The organism is Xanthomonas nasturtii (assembly GCF_023337365.3).
Lineage (GTDB): Bacteria > Pseudomonadota > Gammaproteobacteria > Xanthomonadales > Xanthomonadaceae > Xanthomonas > Xanthomonas nasturtii.
This window is the reverse complement of record NZ_CP142084.2, coordinates 917,752-941,938: the sequence shown is the minus strand read 5'-3', so window position 1 is coordinate 941,938 and position 24,187 is coordinate 917,752. Positions and strand designations below refer to the sequence as shown.

Sequence of the window (24,187 nt, the reverse complement as noted above, 5' to 3'; positions counted from 1 at the left end):
GCACTCCACGCAGGACGTGGAATGAGCATACGCCGCGCTGACGCTCACCGGGGTAGAGCCCGCCAAGCGTGCCCTCCTCGCCCTTAAGCCATGCTTTCCAGACAAACACCTACCGACTCTGCAAACAAGGCTCTTGGTAGGAAGTTCGCCAAACGCAAACGGAATCGGGAGACAGGCCTTGCACGCAGCCTCCGACATTCAATCCCGCTGTCCAAACAATTCCCGCTTCTCAACAAGCCTCACGAATCCCCTCGTCAGTAGAGCCCCCTTGGTAAGGGGGCGCGCCAAAGGCGCGGGGATCGGAGGAATACCGTGCACCCAGCGTCCGCTACGCGGACACTGGGTGTGCAGCCCGCAAAGCGGGCTGCACCACGGTCAACTCAGCATCAGCTGAGTTGACCGTGACAATGCTTGTACTTCTTGCCGCTGCCGCACGGGCACGGATCGTTACGGCCGACTTTGGGCTCGTCGCGGGTGACCTGGGAGACCGGGACCGGTGCGTTGCCGCCCTGCATCTGCTCCACTTCCTCGTCGGCGCCGTAGCCGCCGGCGTCCTGGTGCTGGAACTGCGAGGCCATCAGGCGCGCCTGTGCCTGCAGACGTTCCTGCTCCTCCAGTTCCGCCACTTCTTCTTCGCTGCGGATACGCACGCGCGCCAGCAGGTTGATCACCTCGCGCTTGACGTTTTCCAGCATCTCGGAGAACAGCTCGAAGGCTTCCTTCTTGTATTCCTGCTTGGGCTGCTTCTGGGCGTAACCGCGCAGATAGATGCCCTGGCGCAGGTAATCCATCTTGGCCAGATGTTCCTTCCAGCCCTGGTCGAGCACGGTCAGCATCACGTGCTTTTCCAGTGCGCGCATGGTGTCGTTGCCCACCGCCGCTTCCTTCTCGGCGAAGTGCGCGTCCACCGCTGCCTGCACCTTGGCGGCAATCTGTTCGGCGTCCAGTTCTTCCTGCGTGCGCGCCATTTCGCTCAACGCCAGCGGCATGCCCAACTCGGATTCCAGCGTGGCCTCCAGGCCCTTCAGGTCCCACTGTTCGTCCACCGAATTGGGCGGCACGAAGCGCGCAACCAGGTCATAGATGACATCGCCGCGAATGCCGTCGACGTTGTCCTTGACCGATTCGGCATCCAGCAACTCATCGCGCTGGGCGTAGATCACCTTGCGCTGATCGTTGTTGACGTCGTCGAAATCCAGCAGATTCTTGCGGATGTCGAAGTTGTGCGCTTCCACCTTGCGCTGCGCCTTTTCGATCTGCCGGCTGACCAGGCGATCTTCGATGACGTCGTCTTCCTTCATGCCCATCATGCGCATCGCCTTCTGGACCCAGTCCGAGGCGAAGATGCGCATCAGATTGTCTTCCAGCGACAGATAAAAGCGCGACGAACCCGGGTCGCCCTGACGACCGGCGCGACCGCGCAGCTGGTTGTCGATACGGCGCGATTCGTGGCGTTCGGTACCGATGATGTGCAGACCGCCAGCGGCCTTGACCGCGTCATGGCGACGCTGCCATTCGGTCTTGGCGGCGAAGCGCTGCTCGTCGCTGATCTCTTCGCCCAGGCCATGCAGCTCGGTTTCCAGCGAACCGCCCAACACGATGTCGGTACCGCGACCGGCCATGTTGGTGGCGATGGTCACCGCGCCCGGCTGGCCGGCGTTGGCCACGATGGTGGCTTCGCGCTCGTGCTGCTTGGCGTTGAGCACTTCGTGCTTCACGCCCGCCTTGCGCAGGTGCTCGGAGAGCATCTCCGAAGTCTCGATCGAGGTGGTACCCACCAGCACCGGCTGACCGCGCTTGGCGCAATCTTCGATATCGGCCAGCACCGCATTGAACTTGCCCTTGCGGTTGAGGAACACCTGGTCCGGGTGGTCCTTGCGCACGGTCGGGCGGTTGGTCGGGATCACCACCACTTCCAGGCCGTAGATGCTCTGGAATTCGTAGGCTTCGGTGTCGGCTGTACCGGTCATGCCGGACAGCTTCTTGTACATGCGGAACAGGTTCTGGAAGGTGATGCTGGCCAGCGTCTGGTTCTCGCGCTGCACCGGCACGCCTTCCTTCGCTTCGACCGCCTGATGCAGGCCGTCGGACCAGCGACGCCCGGACAGGGTGCGGCCGGTGAATTCGTCCACGATCACCACTTCGCCATCGCGCACGATGTAATCCACATCGCGCTGGTAGATCGCATGCGCACGCAGCGCGGCGTTGAGGTGATGCACCACGCTCAGGTTCTGCGCGGCGTACAGGCCGTCTTCGGCGTTTTCCAGGATGCCGGCCTGCAGCAGCAGTTCTTCGGCGTGGCCCATGCCCGCCTCGGACAGATGCACCTGCTTGCCCTTTTCGTCGATCCAGAAATCGCCTTCGCCTTCTTCGCTTTCCTGCTTGGTCAGCTGCGGCACGATGCGGTTGACGCGGATGTACAGCTCCGGCGATTCGTCGGCCGGGCCGGAAATGATCAGCGGGGTGCGCGCTTCGTCGATCAGGATCGAGTCGACTTCGTCGACGATCGCGTAATGCAGGTTGCGCTGATAGCGGTCGGCCCGCGACAGCGCCATGTTGTCGCGCAGGTAGTCGAAGCCGAATTCGTTATTGGTGCCGTAGGTGATGTCGCTGCCGTAGGCCTCGCGCTTGTCGCTGTGCGGCATGCCCGGATACACCACACCCACGCTCAGGCCCAGCCAGTTGTACAACTTGCCCATCTGCGCAGCATCGCGGCGCGCCAGGTAGTCGTTGACCGTGACCACGTGCACGCCCTCGCCCTGCAGCGCATTGAGGTACACCGGCAGCGTGGCCACCAGGGTCTTGCCTTCGCCGGTGCGCATCTCGGCGATCTTGCCCAGATGCAGCACCATGCCGCCGATCAGCTGCACGTCGTAGTGGCGCATGCCCAGCACGCGGCGGCTGGCCTCGCGGCACACTGCAAAGGCTTCGGGAAGAATCTTGTCCAGGGACTCGCCGGCGGCAAGCCGCTGCTTGAACTCCGGGGTCTTGGCTTGCAGCTCGGCGTCGGAGAGCTTCTCGATCGTCGGCTCCAGCGCATTGATCTGGGTGACGAGGCGGGTGAGCTGGCGCAGCTGGCGTTCGTTACGACTGCCAAAGACACGGGTAAGCAGACTGTTGATCATTGAAGAAACCGGTTGAAAAGGAACGGTTTGACCGACGCCGGTCCCCAAGACCCGACCGCCGTAAACGAAACAGGGCGCACTGCGCCCTGTCATGGCAACACCCTATTGTAGCTTGGGGCGGGCCTTCACGAATCAAGCGCGGCCCGCGCCTTCGTCAGCCGCGCCCTCGCCGCCCGACCGGCGTGGCGGTTCCACCCAGGAATTTACGCGGATTGACCACGCGCCCGTCTGCCCACACCTCGAAATGCACGTGTGCACCGGTGGACCGCCCGCTGGAGCCGGCACGCGCCACCTGCTGGCCGGCACGCACCAGATCGCCCACCTTCACCACCAGGCGCGAGTTGTGCGCGTAGCGGGTGACGTAGCCGTTGCCGTGGTCCACTTCGACCACGTTGCCGTAGCCCCCACGCACACCGGCGTAGCTGACCACGCCATCGGCGACCGACATCACCGGGTCGCCCACGTTGGCATGGAAGTCCACACCCTTGTGGAAGGCCGAACCACCGTCGAACGGATCGGCGCGACCGCCGAAGCCCGAGGTGATGTAGGTGTTGCGGATCGGCATCCGCGAGGGCACCGAATTCTGCTCGAGCTGATGGTCGAACAGCAGCGACGCCAGCACGTTCAGTTGCTGGCCGGAGGCGGAGAACTGCTGTTCCACTTGCCCTAGCGTCTCCTTGAGGTCTTTGACCGGCATGTCGCTGACCGGCTCATCGCCGCCACCCACGCCCACCGGCGCGTCGAAGTCGAACTCGCCGTCCTTCAACTTGCCCATTTCGGTCAGCCGCTCGCCCAACGCGTTGAGGCGGGTGGCCTGGGCCTGCAGCTCGCCCATGCGCGCGGCCAGTGCGTTGACCTGCGCCTGCGAGGCGCGCTGCGCCTGGGCAAGCTCGGCCTGCTGCTGCGCGACCTTGGCCTGCAGCGCGGAATTGGTCACCATGCCGGTCGCGGTGCTTGCGCCGACGCCGATCAGCATGCCCAGGCCCAGTACCGCGCCAAGCACCACCATCGGCCGATCCGCTGCAAAGCCCTGGAACTGTCGGGCCACACGCTGTGCCCGGGTTTCACGAGATTTGATTACAACTTTGTTCAACGCCATATGAGTGTCATGTCCAAGCCCAAGTCCAACGCACGCAACCCTTCCACTCCACAACCGGCCATCGAGGCCGCGTTGGGGGAAAAGGCTGGCGACCCCTTGCGCCGCGCCTTGTGGCTCGATGCGCTGGACCGGCAGTTGCGCCCCCTGTTACCACCTCATCTGGTCACCCGTTGCCGGCTGGCCAATGTCCGAGGCGAACAGCTCGTTTTTCTGGTGGATTCGCCGGTCTGGCATGCCAAGGTGCGGCTTGCCGAAACCCAAATCCTGGATGCCGCCCGATCCATCGGACTGAAGGCCACCGCGGTGACCGTCAAGACCGCAACTGCCCCGCTGCATTCCCCAACGCAGCAGAACCGCGACCGTTCCAGACCCGTGTCCGAGGCGACGCACAAAGGCTTGCGCGACGCATTGGCTTCCTTGCAGGACGTCCTACCGACCAAACGGTGAGGTCCTTGACCGCTCTCCGGAGCGGCCGCCAGTGCGTGAAAGACTTGCGAAGACCGCACACGACACGACGCATCCTAGCGGGCATGCAGCCCGCAGGAGTTAGGGAAGCCTTAAATAAATGTTAAGAACGGGCCGTAAATTCGACCGGGTTCACACTTCGAACGCCGACTGCGGCATTCCCTGACATCAGGCGTAGACAGGACTGGCGTAGGTGACCGGCGGTTGCTCGGTGCCTTCCGGGAAGCTGACCCATTCCCAGGCGGCCTGGTCGGCCAACAGCGCACGCACCAGCTTGTTGTTGAGCGCGTGACCGGATTTGAAGCCTTCGTAGGCGCCCAGGATGGCGCCGCCGGCCAGATACAGGTCGCCGATGGCGTCCAGGATCTTGTGCCGCACGAATTCGTTGGTGTAGCGCAGGCCGTCTTCGTTGAGCACGCGGAACTCGTCCAGCACGATGGCGTTGTCCATCGAGCCGCCCAGGCCCAGATTGCGCTCGCGCATGTATTCCAGGTCGCGCATGAAGCCGAAGGTGCGCGCGCGCGAAATTTCCTTGACGTAAGCCGAGGTGGAGAACTCGATTTCCTGGCGCGATTGCTTGGCCGGGATCATCGGGTGATTGAATTCGATGGTGAAGCCGAGCTTGTAGCCTTCATAGGGCTCGAAGCGCGCCACCTTGTCGCCTTCGCGCACTTCCACCGTCTGCTTGATGCGGATGAAGCGCTTGGGCTTGCTCTGTTCGACGATGCCTGCCGACTGCAGCAGGAACACGAACGGGCCGGACGAGCCGTCCATGATCGGCAATTCGGCCGAAGACAGTTCGACGATGACGTTGTCCACACCCAGGCCCGCCAGTGCGGACATCAGATGTTCGACCGTCTGGATCTTGGCGCCGTTGCAGGTCAGGCCGGTGCACAGCGTGGTCTCGGTGACCAGCTCGGCGTCCGCCGGGACTTCGACGACAGGTTCCAGGTCCACCCGCCGGAACACCACGCCATGATCGACCGGAGCCGGTCGTAGCGTCATATACACCTTGTCGCCGCTGTGCAGGCCGACGCCGGTGGCGCGAATGGTGTTCTTGAGAGTGCGTTGCTGGGTCATATGCGAAGTCTGGATGAACAATGCAGACAGACGCTGAACCGACTGTCTAATCTGTTGAGATTATCCGAATTTTAACAAGTCGCGCGTGACGAAAACTGTCATCGCCCGGTCAGGACATACAAAAGCTGCCGGATCGGCACCGATCCGGCAGGAATGACATGGCACTGCAACCCGAAGCGAACTCCGGGACGGGACGGGCTGCGTCACCGTGGCGACGCAGCCGACGTTCCTCAGTCGGCCTGGCGGCGCAGGAACGCCGGGATATCCAGGTAGTCGTTGGGCAGGTCTGCCGCCGGTGCCGAAGCGCCGCCGCCCGTGCCATTGCCGCTGCTGCTGCCAACCGAATCGCTGCTCGGACGACGCAGGCCCAGGCCCATGCTGCCGCCGACGGACTTGGACACCGCATCGCCGCCGGTATCGAAATCGCCGAACTCCGGCTGGCCGGTGGTGGCGTTGCGCACCAGCTTGATCGGCGCACGCTGGTCCGGACGCTGGGTCTGACGTGCAACCGCACGGTTCAGGCCGGTGGCCACGACGGTGACGCGCACTTCGTCCTGCATGTCCGGGTCGAGCACGGTGCCCACGACCACGGTCGCATCTTCGGAAGCGAACGCTTCGATGGTGCGGCCGATCTCGTCGAACTCGGACATGGTGAAGTCCGGGCCGGCGGTGATGTTGACCAGGATGCCGTTGGCACCGGCCAGGTTCACATCGTCCAGCAGCGGGTTCTGGATGGCAGCCTCGGCAGCGGCCTGCGCGCGGTCATCGCCACGTGCCGAGCCGGTGCCCATCATCGCCAGACCCATTTCCGACATCACCGTGCGCACGTCGGCGAAGTCGACGTTGATCAGGCCCGGACGCACGATCAGATCGGCGATGCCCTGCACGGCGCCCTGCAGCACGTCGTTGGCGGCGCGGAACGCCTGGATCATGGTGGCGTTGCGGCCCAGCACGGTGATCAGCTTTTCATTGGGGATGGTGATCAGCGAGTCGCAATGCTGGCTCAACTCTTCGATGCCCTTCAGCGCCACCTGCATGCGGCGACGGCCTTCGAACGGGAACGGCTTGGTGACCACGGCCACGGTCAGGATGCCCATCTCCTTGGCCAGCTGCGCCACCACCGGTGCCGCACCGGTACCGGTACCGCCACCCATGCCGGCGGTGATGAACACCATGTCCGCACCCTGCAGCGCGTCCATGATGCGCTCGCGGTCTTCCAGCGCGGCCTGACGGCCGACTTCCGGATTGGCGCCTGCGCCCAGGCCCTTGGTGACGTTGGTGCCGAGCTGCAGCTGCAGCTTGGCGCCGCAGTTCTTGATCGCCTGCGAGTCGGTGTTGGCGGTGATGAATTCCACGCCATCGACATTGGTGTTGACCATGTGCGCGACGGCATTGCCGCCACCGCCGCCGACGCCAACGACCTTGATGACCGCGTTGGGAGCCATTTTTTCAATCAGTTCGAAATGTGCCATGTCAGTGTCCTCTTGAGCCGGGATTGGGGAGTGGAGATTGGGGATTCGCAAAAGCGCTGGTCCCTGCCCTACTCCGCATCACGGCGAGTGTTGTTGTTTGAAAGTCGGGCCTCGGTTGCGCGGTCATCGATGCGCTATTGCGCTCAACGACTCACCACACCTGATCCTCGACGCAATGCCTGCCAAAAATTTTATCGCCTACCTGCTCGCCGCTCTCTACTTATCTTCGCTGCCGCCCTGCTTTTCTTTCGCTCTTTCCAATCTCGAATCCCCGAATCCCGAATCCCGGCCCATCAAAATTCGCCGCGATACCAATTCTTCAATTTCTTGAACAAGCTGCCCGCGCGTCCGGTCGGGATCGACGGACGGCGCGGGTGTTCGATCTGGCTGCCCATCAACAACAGGCCAACGCCGGAGGCGTGTACCGGGTTGCCGACCACTTCGCCCAGGCCGGTGACGTGCTGGGGGATGCCCACACGCACCGGCATCTGCAGCATTTCTTCGGCCAGTTCCACCACGCCTTCCATCTTCGAGGCGCCACCGGTGAGCACCATGCCGGCACGCACCATTTCTTCGAAACCGGAGCGGCGCAGTTCGGCCTGCACCATCTCGAAAATTTCCTCGTAACGGCCCTGCACTGCCTGTGCAAGCGCGTGCCGCGGCATGCGACGCGGCGGGCGGTCGCCCACCGACGGCACCTGGATGCTTTCTTCGGCGGTGGCCAGCTGCGCCAGCGCGCAGGCATAGCGCACCTTGATTTGCTCGGCTTCCGGGGTCGGCGTGCGCAGCATGTGCGCAATGTCGTTGGTGACATGGTCGCCGGCGATCGGCAGCGAGGCGGTGTGGCAGATGGCGCCCTGCACATACACCGCAAGGTCGGTGGTACCGGCGCCGATATCCACCAGCACCACGCCCAGTTCGCGCTCGTCGGCGGTCAGCACGGCCACCGAGGATGCCAGCGAGGACAGCACCAGATCGTCGACCTGCAGGCCGCACTTCTGCACGCACTTGGTGATGTTGGCCGCGGCCGACTGCGCGCACACCACCAGGTGGGCATGCACCTCCAGGCGCACGCCGGTCATGCCGACCGGGTTGCGGATGCCTTCCTGCGAATCGTCCAGCACGTACTCGCGCGGAATCGCATGCAGGATGCGCTGGTCGGCGGGAATGGCCACGGCCTTGGCGGCATCGAGCACGCGCTCCAGATCGCTCCAGGTCACTTCGCCATCGCGGATCGGCACGATGCCGGGCGAGTTCTTGCACTGCACGTGGTTGCCGGAAATCGATGCGTACACCGAGCGAATTTCGCAGCCGGCCATCAGCTCGGCTTCTTCCACCGCACGCTGGATCGACTGCACGGTGGATTCGATGTCCACCACTACGCCGCGCTTGAGACCGCGCGATTCATGCGAACCGATGCCGATCACTTCGATCGGGTTGCCGGGCGAATACTCGCCGACCAGCGCAACGACCTTGGAGGTGCCGATGTCCAGTCCAACGATGAGGGATTTGTCGCCTTTGCGATTCATGTCTTAAAGCCGGGATTCGAGATTCGGGATATGGGATTGGGAAAGCGCGGAAATGCCAGGGCGACGGGAGGTGCGGAAGGTGCTGCGCGATGCCGGGGCTGCGCTTTTTCCAATCCCGAATCCCCACTCTCCAATCCCTTCCGCTCCACGGTAAATCCGTTGGTATAGCGCAGGTCGGCACGCGCGATCGGGCGCTGCGGGTCGGCCAGCTGCGGCAGCACGCGCGCGAAGCGCTGCAAACGTGCACGGGCATCGTCGCGGCCGATCACGATCTGCACGCCGTTGCTTAGCCCCAACGACCAGCTGCCGCGCGCGTCCATTTCAAGACGCTCCACGTCCAGCCCGGTCGGTGCGAACAACGCGCGCGATTCGTTGTAGAGCGCCACCACATCCTGGGTTTTGCTGTCCGGCCCACCGAGCTGTGGCAACTTGAAATCCTTCAACAACGGCGGGGTGCGAAACAGGCGGCCCTGCTCGGACAGCATGCGGTCGGTGCCCCAGCGTGCGAACGGCTTGTGCTCGGTCACGCGCACTTCCAGCACGTCCGGCCAACGCTTGCGCACCTGCGCACTTTCCACCCACGGCAAACGCGCGATGGCGTCTTGCGCCTGCTGCAATTTCACCGCAAAAAACCCTTCACGCGCATACGGCAACACCACCGCACGCAACTCTTCGGCCGGCACCCGCTTGAAGTCGCCGGACACGCGCAGCTTCGCCAGCGGCCAACGCTCGGCACCGACCCAGCCATTGAGCACAGCCACCACCGGCAGCGCGACCAACGCCAGCGCCAGCAACCAGGCCAGGATGCGCAGGGTGGCGTTCACGCGCGCGTTCCGCACACGGCGGGACCGGGGACCGGGGAACGGGGACCCGGAAAAGCCAGAGCTGAGGCGTAACCGCTTTTGTTGTTCCCGGGCCCCTGGTCCCCGGTCCTCTGTCCCTGCGTCACAGCGTCTGCTCCAGTACTTGCCAGACCAGTTCTTCGAACTCGATGCCGAGCTGGCGTGCAGCCTTGGGCACCAGCGAGTGGCTGGTCATGCCGGGAGCGGTGTTCACTTCAAGCAGATACAGCTGGCCGCTGCTGCCATCGCGCATCACGTCCACGCGGCCCCAGCCGCGGCAGCCGGCAGCGCGGAAGGCGTCCAGCGCGAGCTGGCGGATCTGCGCTTCGGCATCGTCTTCCAGACCCGGGCACAGGTATTGGGTGTCGTCTGCCACGTACTTGGCGTTGTAGTCGTACCACTGGCCCTTGGGCACGATGCGGATCGACGGCAATGCGGTATCGCCGAGCACGGCAACGGTCAGTTCATCGCCTTCGATCAATTGCTCCATCAACAGCGCGCCGTCGTAGCGGGCAGCCAGGGTCACCGCTTCTTCCAGCTGTGCCTGGTCGAACACGCGGCTGACGCCGACGCTGGAGCCTTCATTGGCCGGCTTGACGATGACCGGCAAGCCAATCTGCTTGGCAGCGGCATGGATGTCGTCGGCGCTGGCGCCGGCGGCCAGACGCGCGTAGCGCGGCGTACTCAGGCCCAGCGACAGCCACACCTGCTTGGTGCGGATCTTGTCCATGCTCAACGCCGAGCCGAGCACGTCCGAGCCGGTGTACGGCACGCCGAACGCTTCCATCAGGCCCTGCACGATGCCGTCTTCGCCGCCGCCGTTATGGCCGTGCAGAACGTTGAAGACGCGGTCGAACTGCTGGGCGACCAAGGCCTTGGCCAACGCCGGAATGCCATCGACCGGCTGTGCATCGACACCGCGTGCGCGCAGCGCTTCCAGCACGTTGCTGCCGGAGTTCAACGAGACTTCGCGCTCGGATGAGGTGCCACCGAGCAGCACCGCAACGCGGCCAAAGGTTGCCGGATCGGTGGTGCGTTGAATGCCGGGATCGGGGATCGGGGACCGGGGACCCGGAACGGCAGACACGACGGACTGCCCGACCTGCTGTTCTCCAGTCCCGGGTCCCGGGTCCCGGGTCCCGATAGAGGGCGCGCTCATGCCTCACCCTCAACAAATCCATTGTTGATGATGTGCTGAGCCACATAGCCGATATCGCCGGCGCCCATCATCAACAGCAGGTCGCCGTCCTGCAGCACGTCGGGCAACACTTCAGCCAGGCCGGCAATCTGACCGACGACCACCGGCTCGCTGCGGCCACGCGCACGGATGGCGCGTGCCAATGCGCGCGAGTCGGCACCGGGAATCGGCGCTTCGCCGGCCGGGTAGACCTCGCTCAACACCAGCGCGTCGACGGTGCTGAGCACGGCGGCGAAGGCGTCGAACTGATCACGGGTGCGGCTGTAGCGGTGCGGCTGGAAGGCGACGACCAGGCGCTTGTCCGGCCAGCCGCCACGCGCTGCAGCGAACACGGCTTCCAGCTCGCGTGGGTGATGGCCGTAATCGTCGACCACGCGCACACGTGCGCCGGTGCTGGTGGTGACTTCGCCCAGATCATTGAAGCGACGGCCGATGCCGGCGAAGTTCTCCAGCGCGCGCGCAATGGTTTCCGGTGCCACGCCCAGCTGCCAGCCGATTGCGGCGGCAGCCAGTGCATTGAGCACGTTGTGACGACCCGGCAGTGCGAGCGTCACCGGCGTGGTGGTGCCTTCGGGCAGGCGCAGCGTGAAGCGCATGCGCGGGCCGTCCTGCACCACATCTTCGGCGCGCACGTCGGCGTTTTCGCTCATGCCGTAGCTCATCACATGGCGCGGCGTCTTGCTGGCCAGTGCCGCCACTTCCGGGTCGTCGATGCATAGCAATGCCAGGCCGTAGAACGGCAGGCGCTGCAGGAATTCGGCAAACGCCGCCTGCACGCGGGCAAAGTCGTTGCCGTAGTTTTCCAGGTGATCCGAATCGATGTTGGTGATCACCGCCATCAACGGATTCAGGCGCAGGAAGCTGCCATCGCTCTCATCGGCTTCGGCGACCAGCCATTGGCCGCCGCCGAGCTTTGCGTTGGCGCCGGCCGCCAGCAGCTGGCCACCGATGACGAAGGTGGGATCCAGCCCGCCTTCGCTCAGCACGGCCGCCGCCAGGCTGGTGGTGGTGGTCTTGCCGTGCGTGCCGGCCACGGCGATACCGCGGCGGAAGCGCATCAACTCGGCCAGCATCGCTGCACGCGGCATGATCGGGATGCGCTGGCTACGCGCTTCCATCAGCTCGGGGTTGTCTTCGCGGATGGCGCTGGACACCACCACACAATCGGTGCCGAGCACGTTGGCAGCCGAGTGGCCGCGCATCACGCGCGCCCCCTGCTTGGCCAGCCGCCGCGTCGCCGCGTTATCCGCGTTATCGGAGCCGGAGACTTCATAGCCCAGCGTCAGCATCACCTCGGCAATACCACTCATGCCGGTGCCGCCGATGCCGACGAAATGCACGCGCGGAAATGCGCGCACCAGATCGCCGCTGTCCTGCAGACGGCGGATCACGCGGCACCTCCTGTGGAGGTAGCGGGACCGGGGACCGGGGACCCAGAACCCGGGAAGAGCGAAGCGGCGGCAGCGCGTTGCGCCTGCCCGTGATGATTATCTGCGTGCATACCTGTCTGCTGTTGATTCTGTTCTTCACGCCCCCCGCATTGCGGATCGCGGGTCTCGGTACTTCCATGGCGTTGATCGTGCTTGCCACGGGTCCCCGGTCCCCGGTCCCCGGTCCCGGCTTCGTGCAACACAATGTCGGCAATCCGCTCGGCAGCATCCGGCTTGGCCAGGGTGCGCGCGGCGTTGGCCATCGACAGGCGACGGGGTGGGTCGTTGAGCAGGGTCTGCAAGACCTGCTGCAAACGCACCGCCAGGCTGTCGTCCTGCTTGAGCAGCACGGCGGCGTCGGCACCCACCAGATATTCGGCATTGCGGGTTTGATGGTCGTCCACCGCAGCGGCGAACGGCACCAGCACGCTGCCGATGCCGGCGGCGCACAGTTCGGCCAGTGTGGAGGCACCGGCGCGGCACACGACCAGATCGGCCCAGGCGTAGGCTGCGGCCATGTCGGCGATAAAGGGTTCGACACTGGCAGTGACGCTGGCCTGTGCATATGAGGCCTCGGCTTCGGCGCGCAGCTTTTCGCCGCACTGATGGCGAATCTCGACATCCGGGCGACCGAGTGCAACCAGCGCCGCCGGCACCGCCTGATTCAATGCCCGTGCGCCCTGGCTACCGCCAAGCACCAGCAGGCGCACCGGACCATCGCGGCCAACCAGACGTGCAGCTGGCGCAGGCAGTGCGGCAATCTCGGCACGCACCGGGTTGCCCACCGCCTCTTCGCCGACGAAGCTGCCCGGAAAACCGGTCAGCACGCGGCGCGCGAAACGCGACAACACCTTGTTGGTCATGCCCGGCGCGCGGTTCTGTTCGTGCACCAGCAACGGCACGCCAAGCAGGCGCGCAGCCAGGCCACCCGGGCCCGCCGCAAAGCCGCCGAAGCTGATCACCGCACGCGGCTGACGCTTGCGCAGCACGAAGCCGGCGGCGCGCACCGCGCGCATTACGCGCACCGGTGCACCCAGCAACTTCACCAGGCCTTTGCCGCGCAGGCCGCTGATGGCCAGCGTGTCGATCTGGATGTCGTGCTGCGGCACCAGACGGGTTTCCATTGCGCCATCGGCGCCCAGCCAGGTCACCGGCACGCCGCGCGCGCGCAATACCTTGGCCACGGCCAGTCCCGGGAAGATGTGCCCGCCGGTGCCGCCAGCCAGAATCATCACCGGTTGAATTCCCGCATTCGGCTGTGCGGACTTCTGCGAAGAGTTCGCATAGACACTCATGCGATCTTCCCGAACGTCGGTTCCACACGCGGCTGCATGCGGCTGGTGCCGCGCAAAATCGCCGATGCCGGTGCCACGGATGCGGCAGCAACCGGCGCGGCGGCGATCGGCGCGGCTGCAGCGGTCTCGCGCTGCGGCTTGCGTGCTGGCGCATACGCCGGCTGCACCGATTCGGCAACCGGCTCGATCGGCTCAGCCGCTGGCGCGCCTGCACCCTGCGGCGACAACTTGCTGCGCAACCGCTCGGCGCGATCCATTTCGTAGGACACGCGCAGCAGCAAGCCCATCGCCACGCAGGTCATCAACACCGACGAACCACCGGAGGAAATCAGCGGCAGGGTCAGGCCCTTGGTCGGCAGGATGCCCAGGTTCACACCCACCGACACGAAGCTTTGCAGGCTGATCCACAAGCCGATGCCAAAGGCGATGTAGCCGGAGAAGTGACGCTTCATTTCCACGCAGCGCATGCCCAGCCAGAACGCACGGCCGACCAGCAGCGCATACAGCGAGATCACACCGCAGACGCCGACAAAGCCCAGCTCTTCGGCGATCACCGAAAAGATGAAGTCGGTATGCGCTTCAGGCAAATAGTTGAGCTTCTGCACCGAGGCACCCAGCCCCGCACCGGTCCACTGGCCGCGGCCGACCGCCATCAACGCATTCGACAGCTGATAACCGGAGCCGAGCTGATCGGCCCACGGATCCAGGAACGAGGTGATACGACGCAGGCGGTACGGCTCCAGGATTGCGATGAAAGCGAACACCGGCAGGCCGAACACGATCGGCATCGACATGCGCGGCAGGTTTACCCCGCCCAGCACCAGCATGCCGGCAGTGATCGCCAGCAGCAGCGTGGACGAGCCGAAGTCCGGCTGCATCAGCAACAGCGCAACCAGCGCGATCGCCACACCCAGCGGCTTGAGCATGGCCGGCCAGGTTGCGTTGACCTCGTCGCGGAAGCGCACCAGATAGCTGGACAGCCACACGATATAAAGCACCTTGACCGCTTCGACGGTCTGGAATTTCGACACGCCCAGGTTGATCCAGCGCTTGGCGCCGTTGACGCTGCTGCCCAATCCCGGCACGAACACCACCATCAGCAGACCGAAGCAGGCCAGCAGCAACACCTGGTTGTATTGCTCGATGGTCTTGAGTTCGGTGCGCATCGCCCAGAACGCCAGCCCGATGCCGATGCCCAGGAACAGCAGGTGACGGGTCAGGTAATAGAACGGGTTCTCCGACAATTCGATCGAGCTGGAGGCCACCATCACCACGCCCAGCGAGGCGAGCGTGGCTGCCGCGCCGAGCAACCACGGGTCGTAGCGGCCGCCGATGGCGTCCAGTCGTGTGGCCTGGCGGGACATGTCGTTCATCAGCGCACCTTCAACGTGGCAAGGCCGATCAGCACCAGCACCACCGAAATGATCCAGAAGCGCACGATCACGCGCGGCTCCGGCCAGCCCTTGAGTTCGAAGTGGTGGTGGATCGGCGCCATGCGGAACACGCGCTTGCCGGTCAGCTTGAAGCTGGCCACCTGGATTATCACCGACAGGGTTTCGATCACGAACACGCCGCCCATGATCACCAGCACCATTTCCTGGCGCACGATCACCGCGATGGTGCCGAGTACCGCGCCCAGCGACAGCGCGCCGATGTCGCCCATGAACACCATGGCCGGATAGGTGTTGAACCACAGAAAGCCCAGCCCTGCACCGGCGATCGCCGAGCAGATGATGATCAGCTCGCCAGCGCCTGGAATCAGCGGGATTTTCAGGTATTCGGCAAACACCACGTTGCCCGAGGCATAGGCAAAGACACCCAGCGCGCAGGCCACCAGCACGGTCGGCATGATCGCCAGGCCGTCCAGGCCGTCGGTGAGGTTCACCGCGTTGGAGAAGCCGACGATCCAGAAGTAGGCAATCACCACGAAGCTCACGCCGGCCAACGGCAGCGCGATCGACTTGAACATCGGAATGTAGAAGGTGATCGCGGCCGGCACGTCGGCGGTGTAGTACAGGAACAGGCCGGCGGCCAGGCCGAAGATCGACTGCAGCAGGTATTTCCAGCGCGATTTCAGGCCATTGGGGTCGCGGCGCACGATCTTGATCCAGTCGTCGTACCAGCCGATCGCACCGAAGCAGAGCATCACCGCCAGCACCAACCAGACGTAACGGTTGCGCAGATCGCCCCACAGCAGCACCGACAAGGTGACGGTGAGCAGGATCAGCGAGCCGCCCATGGTCGGCGTGCCGGCCTTGGAGAAATGCGTCTGCGGGCCGTCCTGACGGATCGGCTGGCCGCCCTTGAACTGGGCCAGCTTGCGGATCACCGCAGGGCCCATCCACAACGACAGGAACAACGAGGTCAACGCCGCCAGAATGCCGCGAAAGGTCAGATAGTTGAACAGCCCGAACAGGCTCTCCAGTTGCTGCAGCCAGCGGGCCAACTCAAGCAGCATGTGAGGCATCCTCCGCCGGTGCGAGCAACGCGGTGACGATGCGATCCATGGCGCTGCCGCGCGACCCCTTCACCAGCAGCGTGATGGCGCCGGAACCGGTGGCCGGGGACCCGGGACCCGCAAGAGCGGGCGCGGACTGCGACTGTTGTTGTTCAATCAAAGCGTGTTCCTGCGTATTTCCTGATGCGTGATGCTGTTGCTGCTGTTCCCGGGTCCCAGGTCCCGGCTGGCCACTCCCGGCCTGACCCAGATCCGCCCGCAACGCCTCGACCAGCTGCGCATGCGTGGCAAACACCCGGCCGCCCTCGCCAAACGCCTGCGCGGCGGCGGCGCTGAGCTCGCCCAATGCGTACAGACGCTGCAGCTTGGCAGCGCGCGCGCGCCGGCCGGCAGCGGCGTGCAGTGCAGCGCCCTCATGGCCGAGTTCGCGCATGTCGCCCAGCACCAGCCAGCCATCGCCCGGCGCGGCGGCCAATGCATCGATGGCGGCATCCAGCGAGCCGGGGTTGGCGTTGTAACTGTCGTCGATCAGCACCGCGCCGCCAGGCAAACGATGCGCGACCTGCCGGCCGGCCACCGGATGCGCTTGCGCCAGGCCTGCGGCGATGATCGGCAATGCGATGCCGGCGCCCAACGCCAGACCGGTGGCGGCCAATGCGTTGAGTACGTTGTGGCGGCCCGGCAATGGCAGCGCAATCTGCGCCTGGCCCTGCGGGGTCACCAGGGTGAACCGGGCGCCATCGGCATGCAGCCGCAGCTGGTGTGCGCGGATCTCGGCACTGGCCTGCAAGCCATAGCGCAACACGCGACGCCCCTGCACCGCTTGCGCATGCAGCTGCTGCTCGAACCAGGCGCCGAAGGCATCGTCGGCATTGATCACTGCCACGCCATCGGCCGGCAGTGCGGTATAGATCGCGCCCTTGGTCTGCGCCACGCCGAGCAGGCTGCCCAGGCGCTCCAGATGGGCGGGGGCGATATTGTTGACCAATGCGACATGCGGACGCGCGATATCGGTGAGGTAGGCGATATCGCCCGGCTTGCCGGCGCCCATTTCGTAGATCGCAATGTCCGCATCGTCCGGCGCGGCGATCACGGCCAGCGGCAGGCCGATTTCGTTGTTGCGGTTGCCCGGCGTGGCGTACACGGTGGTGCCGTCCACGCGCCCGGCTTCGGTCAGGATCGACAACAGCAGCGCCTTGACGCTGGTCTTGCCGTTGGAACCGGTCAGCGCAACCACGCGGGTGGCGCGGTCGCGCTGCATGCCGGCGGCGATGCGCGCCAAGGCCAGTTCGGTGTTGTCCACCAGCACCTGCGGCACGCTCAGCGCCGGCAGAACGCGTTCTACCAGCAAGCCGCTGGCGCCATGCGCCACCGCGTCTGCGGCAAAGTCGTGTCCATCGAAACGCTCGCCGCGCAGCGCCACATACAGGCTGCCGTTGGCGAGCGTGCGGGTGTCGTTGCCGACCGCGTCGATCATGGCGTCCTCGCCATGCAGTTCGCCGCCGGCCCAATGGGCGATCAGCGACAGTGGAGTGAGCTTCATGCGCGCACCCCCAGCACGGTGCGCGGCAACAGGGCCTGCGCAGCGACGGTGGCATCGTCGAAGACATGCCGCACGCCGGCCACTTCCTGGTATGGCTCGTGGCCCTTGCCGGCGATCAACACGATATCGGACGCACTGGCCATACCGATGGCCTGATGGATCGCGGCGGCGCGATCGCGCTGCACGATGGCCGCATCCGGGCGCGCGAAGCCGCGCAGGATGTCGGCCACGATCGCATCGCCATCTTCGCCACGCGGGTTGTCGTCGGTGACGATCGCCACGTCGGCGTTGAGTTCTGCAATTGCCGCCATCTGCGGGCGCTTGCCGGTGTCGCGTTCGCCGCCGCAGCCGAACACGCAGATCAGGCGGTCCTGCGCATGCGAACGCAGGCTAGCCAATGCCTGTTCCAGCGCGTCGGGCGTATGCGCGTAATCGACAACCACCAGCGGAGCGCCATGCGCACCGCCGAGCCGATTCATGCGGCCATGGATCGGCTGCAACTGGCCCAACACAATCGCAATCTGCGCAGGCGCAATGTCCATCGCCCACAACACGCCGGCCACGGCCAGCAGGTTGTCCACGTTGAAGCGGCCCAGCAACGGCGAATGCACCGGATGCACTTCGCCGGCGATGTTCAGCGCGAAGTTGATGCCGTGATGGTCCAGCTGCAATGCCTGTGCGCGCACGCTGGCGTTCGCCTGCGCGCGCGAACTCACGCCGATCGCGCGCAGCGCGGGGTCGAGCGAGGCCAGCAGCGTGCGGCCGAAGTCATCGTCCAGATTCACCACCGCCGCTTTCAACCCGGCGCGGGTGAACAGCCTGGCCTTGGCGGCGCCGTACTGCGCCATGTCGCCGTGGTAATCGAGATGGTCGCGGGTGAGATTGGTGAAGACGGCCACATCGAAATGCACCGCGTCCACGCGGCCCTGATCGAGCGCGTGGGAGCTGACTTCCATGGCCACCGCCTGCGCGCCATCATCGCGCAACTGCGCCAGCAACGCATGCGTGGGCAGCACCAGCGGCGTGGTGAATCCGGTTGGCACGGCCGTGCCGTACAGGCCGACACCCAGGGTGCCGAGCGTGCCGGTGGGCGTGCCGAGCAACGTCAACGCCTGCGCCAGCAGCTGCACGGTGGAAGTCTTGCCGTTGGTGCCGGTGACGCCAACCATGCGCATGGTCTGCGACGGCCGGCCATGAAATGCATCGGCCATGCCGCCCAGACGCGCACGCAACCCAGGCACGGCAATCGCATCGGCCGGCACCGGCAGACCGTCGGGCGCCGGCGGCTCGAACAACACCGCCACCGCACCGTTGGCGCGTGCCTGTTCGACAAAGCCCAGACCGTGCGCACCGAAGCCTGCAATCGCCACGAACGCATCGCCCGGGCGTGCCGCACGGCTGTCCATCACCAGGCCGGACACCTGCACGTCGTGCGTCAGCGTCACGTCGGGCAATAGCTGCGAAAGCGCCATGCTGCGGCTCACTGGCGGCTCTCCTGCACCGGTGCAGGCTGCGCCGGCGCGGCGGACGCAGGTGCCAGTGCGGTCGGAATGCCGGCAGACACTTCGTCCACGGGGTCCGGCACCAGTGCCGGATCCAGGTCGGCCGGCTGCGGCTTGACCACCGGCTGACCGGTCTTGCCGGCGGCCTGTGCGGCCAGCCACGACTGGATGTCGTCCGGCGGCACGTCCATCAAACGCAGCGCGCCTTCCATCACCTTGTGGAACACCGGCGCCGACACCAGGCCGCCGTAGTACACCTTGCCCTGCGGATCGTTGATCACGATCACCGTGGCAAAGCGCGGGCGCGTGGCCGGCACCAGGCCGGCAAACAGCGCGTTGTAATGCCCGCGCTCGTAGCCGTTGGCGCCGTTCTTGCGTGCGGTACCGGTCTTGCCGGCCACGTGATAGCCCAGGATCGCCGCGCCCTTGGCGCCGCCCTGGGTGACCACGGTTTCCATCATGTCGATGACCTGGCGCGCCACTTCGGGGGTGACCACCTGGCGGGTTTCGTTGTGCTGGCCGCGCACGAAGGTCGGCGGGGTCAGCTTGCCGCCGTTGCCCAGCGTGGCGTACGCCTGCGCAATCTGCAGCGGCGTCACCGACAGCCCGTAGCCATACGACATCGTGGTCTTGGACGGACCGCTCCAGCGCGCCGGCTGCAGCACCACGCCCGACGATTCGCCGGGAAAACCGCTATGCGGCGCGCTGCCGTAACCGAAGTTGCGGATCGACTGATAGAAGGTCTGGTCCGGCACCTTGGCGGCGATCTTGGCCGCACCGATATTCGAGCTGCGGGTGATCACGCCGGTGACGTTGAGCACGCCGTTGTTGCGCGGCACATCGCGAATGGTGAAACGCCCCACGGCCATGTAGCCGGGGTTGGTGTCGATGACGGTGTCCTTGGTCACCACGCCGGCGGTCAGCGCGGTGGCCACGGTCAGCGGCTTCATCGTCGAGCCCGGCTCGACCAGATCGGTCACTGCGCGATTGCGCCGCGCCGCGGGATTGATGCCGGTCACCGCATTCGGGTTGTAGGTGGGCAGGTTGACCATCGCCAGCACTTCGCCGGTGGCCACGTCCATCACCACCATCGACCCGCCGGCAGCATTGTTTTCGACCAACGCGTTACGCAGCTCCTTGTAGGCCAGGAACTGGATGCGGCGGTCGATGCTCAGCGTCAGGTCCTTGCCCGGCTGGGCCGGACGCACCAGGTCCACGCTCTCGACAATGGCGCCGCGCGCATCGCGCACCACCTTCTTGGAGCCCGGCTTGCCGCGCAGCCATTCGTCGAACGCCAGCTCCAGCCCTTCCTGGCCGCGGTCGTCGATATTGGTGAAGCCCAGCACGTGGGCCATCGCTTCGCCTTGCGGATAGAAGCGACGGAATTCGCGCTGCGAGAACACGCCCGGAATCTTCAGATCGACGATCGCATGTGCCTTGTCCGGATTGATCCGGCGCTGCAGGTACATGAATTCCTTGCCGGCCTTCTGCGCCAGCTTGGCGTTCAACTCGTCCAGCGGCTGGCCGAGCGCCTTGGCCAGCTCGGGAATGCGGTCCGGATTGCGCAGCAGTTCCTGCGGATTGACCCAGATCGATTCCACCGGCGTGGACACTGCCAGCGGCTCGCCGTTACGGTCGGTGATCATGCCGCGCGAGGTGGCGATCGGCAGCTCACGCAAGTAACGCGCTTCGCCCTGGCGCTGATAGAAATCGCGGTTGACCAACTGCACGAATGCTGCGCGCCCGATCAGGGTCACCGAGCACAGGCCCAGCGCGATGCCGACCAGGGTCAGGCGACCGCGCAGGTTGAAATTGCTACGGGGGCGGTTGCGACCAGCTTTCATGGCGCACCTCCGTGTGCGCCACCCTGCGGGCAGCTGCGCTGTGCAAAACGGCTGTCCTGCCGTTTTGTCACCGGCGCACCAACTGCATATGCGCCACCCTGCGGGCAGCTGCGCTGTGCAAAACGGCTGTCCTGCCGTTTTGTCACCGGCGCACCAACTGCATATGCGCCACCCTGCGGGCAGCTGCGCTGTGCAAAACGGCTGTCCTGCCGTTTTGTCACCGGCGCACCAACTGCATATGCGCCTCCCTGCAGGCAGCTTGGCCGTGCAAAACGGCTGTCCTGCCGTTTTGTCACCGGCGCACCAACTGCATATGCGCCTCCCTGCAGGCAGCTTGGCCGTGCAAAACGGCTGTCGCGCGAATTCGTCATGGGCGCACCACCACGATGTCGTTGGTCTCCGGGAACTTCATCCCGATGCGCGCACGCGCGACCTGATCGACACGGTTACTTTCCGCCCAGGTGGCCTGCTCCAGCTGCAGCCGGCCGAATTCGATGTTCAGTTCATCGCGGGTGTGTTCGAGCTTGGACAACTGCACGAACAGCTTGCGATGCATGTGGCGCATGTACACCACCCCGATCGCCGAGGCGATGCTGCAGGCCAGCAGCACGATAAGCAGCAGGCGGCTCATGGCGCGCTCCTTTGGAGTGCGCTCGGGACCGGGGACCCGGGACCCGGGACCCGGGAAGAACCAAGGCCGGTGCCCGACGGATCCTGGCTGTCGCTGTCGCTCTTTCCGGGTCCCAGGTCCCGGGTCCCCGGTCCCGCCACCCTCTCAGCCACCCGCAACACCGCACTGCGCGCACGTGGATTGACAGTCAGCTCGTCGACGTCGGCCTTGATCGCGCCGCTCACCAACTGCAGCGTCGGCACGAACGGCTGCGCTTCGGGCAGGCGGCGGTTGCTCGGCGGGGCCTTGGCGTAGCGGGCCATGAATTGTTTGACGATGCGGTCTTCCAGCGAGTGGAAGCTGATCACCGCCAGCCGGCCGCCGGGCTTGAGCGCGGCCAGGGCAGCGTCCAGGCCGGCTTCCAGATCGTCGAGTTCGCGGTTGATGTAGATGCGAATCGCCTGGAAGCTGCGCGTGGCCGGGTGGGTCTTGCTGTCGCCGCGCGGCATCACCGAGGCGATCAGGTCGGCCAGCTGCGCGGTACGCAGCAGCGGCTGTTCGGCGCGGCGCGCGACGATGGCGCGCGCGATGCGGCGGCTCTGGCGTTCTTCGCCATAGGTCCACAGCACATCGGCGATCTCGCGGTCGCTGGCATGCGCCAGCCAGTCGGCTGCACTCTGGCCACTGTCCGGGTCCATGCGCATGTCCAGCGGGCCGTCCTTGCCGAAACTGAAACCGCGCCCGGCCACATCCAGCTGCGGCGAAGACACGCCCAGATCCAGCAGAATGCCGTCGACGGTCGCAGCGGCGACCACCTGGCCAAGGCCGGCGAAGCTGCCGCGATGGATGGACACGCGCGCATCGCCACCGAACGCCTGTTCGGCCACCGCGATCGCTTCGGGGTCCTTGTCCATCACCAGCAGTCGACCTCCCGGGCCAAGATGTTCCAGCACGCCACGTGCGTGCCCGCCACGCCCAAACGTGCCGTCGAGATAGGTTCCGTTTTCGGTCACCTGCAGGCCATCCAGAACCGGCCTGTACAGCACCGGCACATGGGCCGCCGGCGGCTGCGACACCGGGTGACCGGGCTGCGCTTCACCGCGCATCCGGGCACCCCGGCTCACAACCTGAGATCGAGCAATTCATCGCCCAGATCCCCGTCAGACAATGTCTGCTGGATCAGTGCGCGATGTGCCTGCTCGCTCCAGAGTTCGAATTTGTCGCCCATGCCCAGCAGCACGGCCTTTTTCTCGATGCCGACCGCATTGCGGTGACTGGCCGGGATGCTCAGGCGGCCATTGGCATCCAGCTCGAGCACGGCCGAAGAACCCACCAGTTTCTGCTGCAGCGTGCGGACCACGCGCTGGGTATTGGGCTTGGACATCACATCGTCGCGCACCCGCTCCCACTCCTTTTCCGCGTACAGCCACAGGCATCCGGCTTCGAACGGGTTGTAGGTGAGCACCAGGCGATTGCCACTCGCACGCGTAACCAGGTCGCGATATGCGGTTGGTACCGCCATGCGCCCCTTGTCGTCCACCGTGATGGCAGTCTCGCCCTGAAACACCGAATGCAACCTCGAATACCCGCTGGGGGATCATTGAACCACGAAAAACCACAAAACACCTGGTTTTCCCTCCGTTGCCCACCTTAGCAGCGCGTCAAAGGTTGTCAACAACTTTGCAGGCTACAAATCGCCAATCGCATCAATGAGTTGCAGCACTCTTTAGAGACTTGTTCAAAGGTTATCCACAAGTTGCTGTTTCGTCTCAGATTTTGAGATTGAACAAAAATTCAGGGGTGTGAAGGCCATGTAAACTCGACCACTGTCTCACTTCACGTTGCGCCAGCTACACCCGGCCACTGCGCAAACGGGCGACAATCGCGGGCATGTGCCTGGTCGCCCTTGCCTGGAAAACCCACCCGCGCTGGCGCCTGCTGCTGGCCGGCAACCGCGATGAATTCCACGAACGCCCCACCGCAGCACTGGCGCACTGGGCGGCACCGGCCGACAACGTGCTGGCGGGCCGCGATTTGCGCTCCGGAGGCAGTTGGGTGGGCCTGGGCTGCGACGGCCGCGTTGCGGTGGTGACCAATGTGCGCGACCCGCTCGCCACCGCCTCGGGGCGCTCACGCGGGCATCTGATTGCCGACTATCTGTCCGGCAGCCTGGGCGCTACCGCGTATGCCGACCTACTTTCCGGCGCCGCCCACGCGTTCCCACCGTTTAACCTATTGCTATGCGACGCTGACCGTTGCGAGCACCTCAGCAACCACCCGCCACTGGCCCGCACGCTGGCGCCCGGCATCCATGGCATGTCCAACGGGCCGCTAGACGCCCAGTGGCCCAAAACCGCCGCCCTGACCGAGGTGCTGCGCCACTGGTGCGCCAACGGCGATGAAAACCTGCAGCCGCTCTGGGCTGCGCTGGGCAACCCGGCCATCGCCCCCGACGACGCCCTTCCCCACACCGGCGTGGACCTGCCCACCGAGCGCCTGCTCTCGGCCGCATTTATCAGCGGCGCCAGCTACGGCACCCGCGCCAGCACCATCGTGGCGGTGGACCATCACGGCCATGGCTTCATCCACGAGCGCCGCTTCGGCCCGAACGGGATCTTCCAGGGCGAGACCCGGCTGGACATCGCTGCCACGCATTGACAGCCCAGAATCATGCGCATAGCGTGCGCATAAGCGC

Annotated in this window: 19 protein-coding genes; 2 read left to right on the top strand and 17 right to left on the bottom strand. The window is 65.3% G+C overall.

Annotation, left to right across the window (positions count from 1 at the left end):
• Positions 1–386 precede the first annotated feature (386 nt).
• Both secA and M3O59_RS03950 read right to left on the bottom strand, forming a co-directional pair.
• A complete protein-coding gene (secA, locus tag M3O59_RS03955; protein ID WP_249054707.1) occupies positions 387–3,125 on the bottom strand; it encodes a preprotein translocase subunit SecA in 2,739 nt (912 codons plus the stop codon).
• A 154-nt stretch (positions 3,126–3,279) separates the two neighbouring features.
• On the bottom strand, positions 3,280–4,224 hold the full coding sequence (locus M3O59_RS03950) for a M23 family metallopeptidase (protein WP_249054701.1): 945 nt from the start codon (positions 4,222–4,224) through the stop codon (positions 3,280–3,282).
• Here M3O59_RS03950 and M3O59_RS03945 point away from each other — a divergent pair, their 5' ends adjacent.
• The gene (locus M3O59_RS03945) at positions 4,225–4,671 is read left to right on the top strand and encodes a DUF721 domain-containing protein (RefSeq protein ID WP_082925741.1); all 447 of its coding nucleotides are present in this window, start codon (positions 4,225–4,227) and stop codon (positions 4,669–4,671) included. It abuts the gene before it with no gap.
• Positions 4,672–4,857: 186 nt separating this feature from the next.
• Here the strand turns inward: M3O59_RS03945 and lpxC are convergent, their stop codons facing one another.
• The 15 genes from lpxC to mraZ all read right to left on the bottom strand — a co-directional run bounded on the left by lpxC (position 4,858) and on the right by mraZ (position 23,068).
• Entirely contained in the window at positions 4,858–5,769 is a 912-nt protein-coding gene (lpxC, locus tag M3O59_RS03940; protein WP_064630864.1) for a UDP-3-O-acyl-N-acetylglucosamine deacetylase, read from the bottom strand.
• Between the two features lie 230 nt (positions 5,770–5,999).
• The gene (gene ftsZ, locus M3O59_RS03935) at positions 6,000–7,241 is read right to left on the bottom strand and encodes a cell division protein FtsZ (protein ID WP_116906575.1); all 1,242 of its coding nucleotides are present in this window, start codon (positions 7,239–7,241) and stop codon (positions 6,000–6,002) included.
• A gap of 293 nt (positions 7,242–7,534) precedes the next feature.
• The gene (gene ftsA, locus M3O59_RS03930; RefSeq protein ID WP_003485272.1) at positions 7,535–8,770 is read right to left on the bottom strand and encodes a cell division protein FtsA; all 1,236 of its coding nucleotides are present in this window, start codon (positions 8,768–8,770) and stop codon (positions 7,535–7,537) included.
• A complete protein-coding gene (locus tag M3O59_RS03925; protein WP_116906589.1) occupies positions 8,767–9,594 on the bottom strand; it encodes a cell division protein FtsQ/DivIB in 828 nt (275 codons plus the stop codon). The genes ftsA and M3O59_RS03925 overlap by 4 nt, the downstream gene beginning before the upstream one ends.
• A 121-nt stretch (positions 9,595–9,715) precedes the next feature.
• A complete protein-coding gene (locus M3O59_RS03920) occupies positions 9,716–10,669 on the bottom strand; it encodes a D-alanine--D-alanine ligase (RefSeq protein ID WP_249046312.1) in 954 nt (317 codons plus the stop codon).
• 98 nt (positions 10,670–10,767) lie between these two features.
• The gene (gene murC / locus M3O59_RS03915; RefSeq protein ID WP_249047145.1) at positions 10,768–12,201 is read right to left on the bottom strand and encodes a UDP-N-acetylmuramate--L-alanine ligase; all 1,434 of its coding nucleotides are present in this window, start codon (positions 12,199–12,201) and stop codon (positions 10,768–10,770) included.
• A complete protein-coding gene (murG, locus tag M3O59_RS03910; protein ID WP_249047146.1) occupies positions 12,198–13,535 on the bottom strand; it encodes an undecaprenyldiphospho-muramoylpentapeptide beta-N-acetylglucosaminyltransferase in 1,338 nt (445 codons plus the stop codon). The genes murC and murG overlap by 4 nt, the downstream gene beginning before the upstream one ends.
• The gene (gene ftsW, locus M3O59_RS03905; RefSeq protein ID WP_249047147.1) at positions 13,532–14,908 is read right to left on the bottom strand and encodes a putative lipid II flippase FtsW; all 1,377 of its coding nucleotides are present in this window, start codon (positions 14,906–14,908) and stop codon (positions 13,532–13,534) included. Before ftsW ends, murG begins: the two co-directional genes overlap by 4 nt.
• Positions 14,908–15,993: a phospho-N-acetylmuramoyl-pentapeptide-transferase gene (gene mraY / locus M3O59_RS03900; protein ID WP_064630853.1), complete on the bottom strand. Its 1,086-nt coding sequence runs from the start codon at positions 15,991–15,993 to the stop codon at positions 14,908–14,910. Before mraY ends, ftsW begins: the two co-directional genes overlap by 1 nt.
• The gene (locus M3O59_RS03895) at positions 15,983–17,536 is read right to left on the bottom strand and encodes a UDP-N-acetylmuramoyl-tripeptide--D-alanyl-D-alanine ligase (protein ID WP_249047148.1); all 1,554 of its coding nucleotides are present in this window, start codon (positions 17,534–17,536) and stop codon (positions 15,983–15,985) included. The genes mraY and M3O59_RS03895 overlap by 11 nt, the downstream gene beginning before the upstream one ends.
• Positions 17,533–19,008, bottom strand: coding sequence for a UDP-N-acetylmuramoyl-L-alanyl-D-glutamate--2,6-diaminopimelate ligase (locus M3O59_RS03890; protein ID WP_249047150.1), 1,476 nt, complete (start codon positions 19,006–19,008; stop codon positions 17,533–17,535). Before M3O59_RS03890 ends, M3O59_RS03895 begins: the two co-directional genes overlap by 4 nt.
• A gap of 8 nt (positions 19,009–19,016) precedes the next feature.
• The gene (locus M3O59_RS03885; protein ID WP_249047149.1) at positions 19,017–20,882 is read right to left on the bottom strand and encodes a peptidoglycan D,D-transpeptidase FtsI family protein; all 1,866 of its coding nucleotides are present in this window, start codon (positions 20,880–20,882) and stop codon (positions 19,017–19,019) included.
• A gap of 367 nt (positions 20,883–21,249) precedes the next feature.
• Positions 21,250–21,513: a cell division protein FtsL gene (gene ftsL / locus M3O59_RS03880; RefSeq protein WP_005991913.1), complete on the bottom strand. Its 264-nt coding sequence runs from the start codon at positions 21,511–21,513 to the stop codon at positions 21,250–21,252.
• Positions 21,510–22,598, bottom strand: a complete 1,089-nt coding sequence (rsmH, locus tag M3O59_RS03875) for a 16S rRNA (cytosine(1402)-N(4))-methyltransferase RsmH (protein WP_181920643.1) — start codon at positions 22,596–22,598, stop codon at positions 21,510–21,512. The genes ftsL and rsmH overlap by 4 nt, the downstream gene beginning before the upstream one ends.
• A 14-nt stretch (positions 22,599–22,612) precedes the next feature.
• Complete coding sequence (mraZ, locus tag M3O59_RS03870; protein WP_116906581.1) at positions 22,613–23,068, bottom strand: division/cell wall cluster transcriptional repressor MraZ; 456 nt, start codon at positions 23,066–23,068, stop codon at positions 22,613–22,615.
• Positions 23,069–23,382: 314 nt separating this feature from the next.
• Between mraZ and M3O59_RS03865 the strand changes: the two genes are divergently transcribed.
• Positions 23,383–24,150, top strand: coding sequence for an NRDE family protein (locus tag M3O59_RS03865; RefSeq protein ID WP_116906582.1), 768 nt, complete (start codon positions 23,383–23,385; stop codon positions 24,148–24,150).
• Positions 24,151–24,187: the final 37 nt, after the last annotated feature.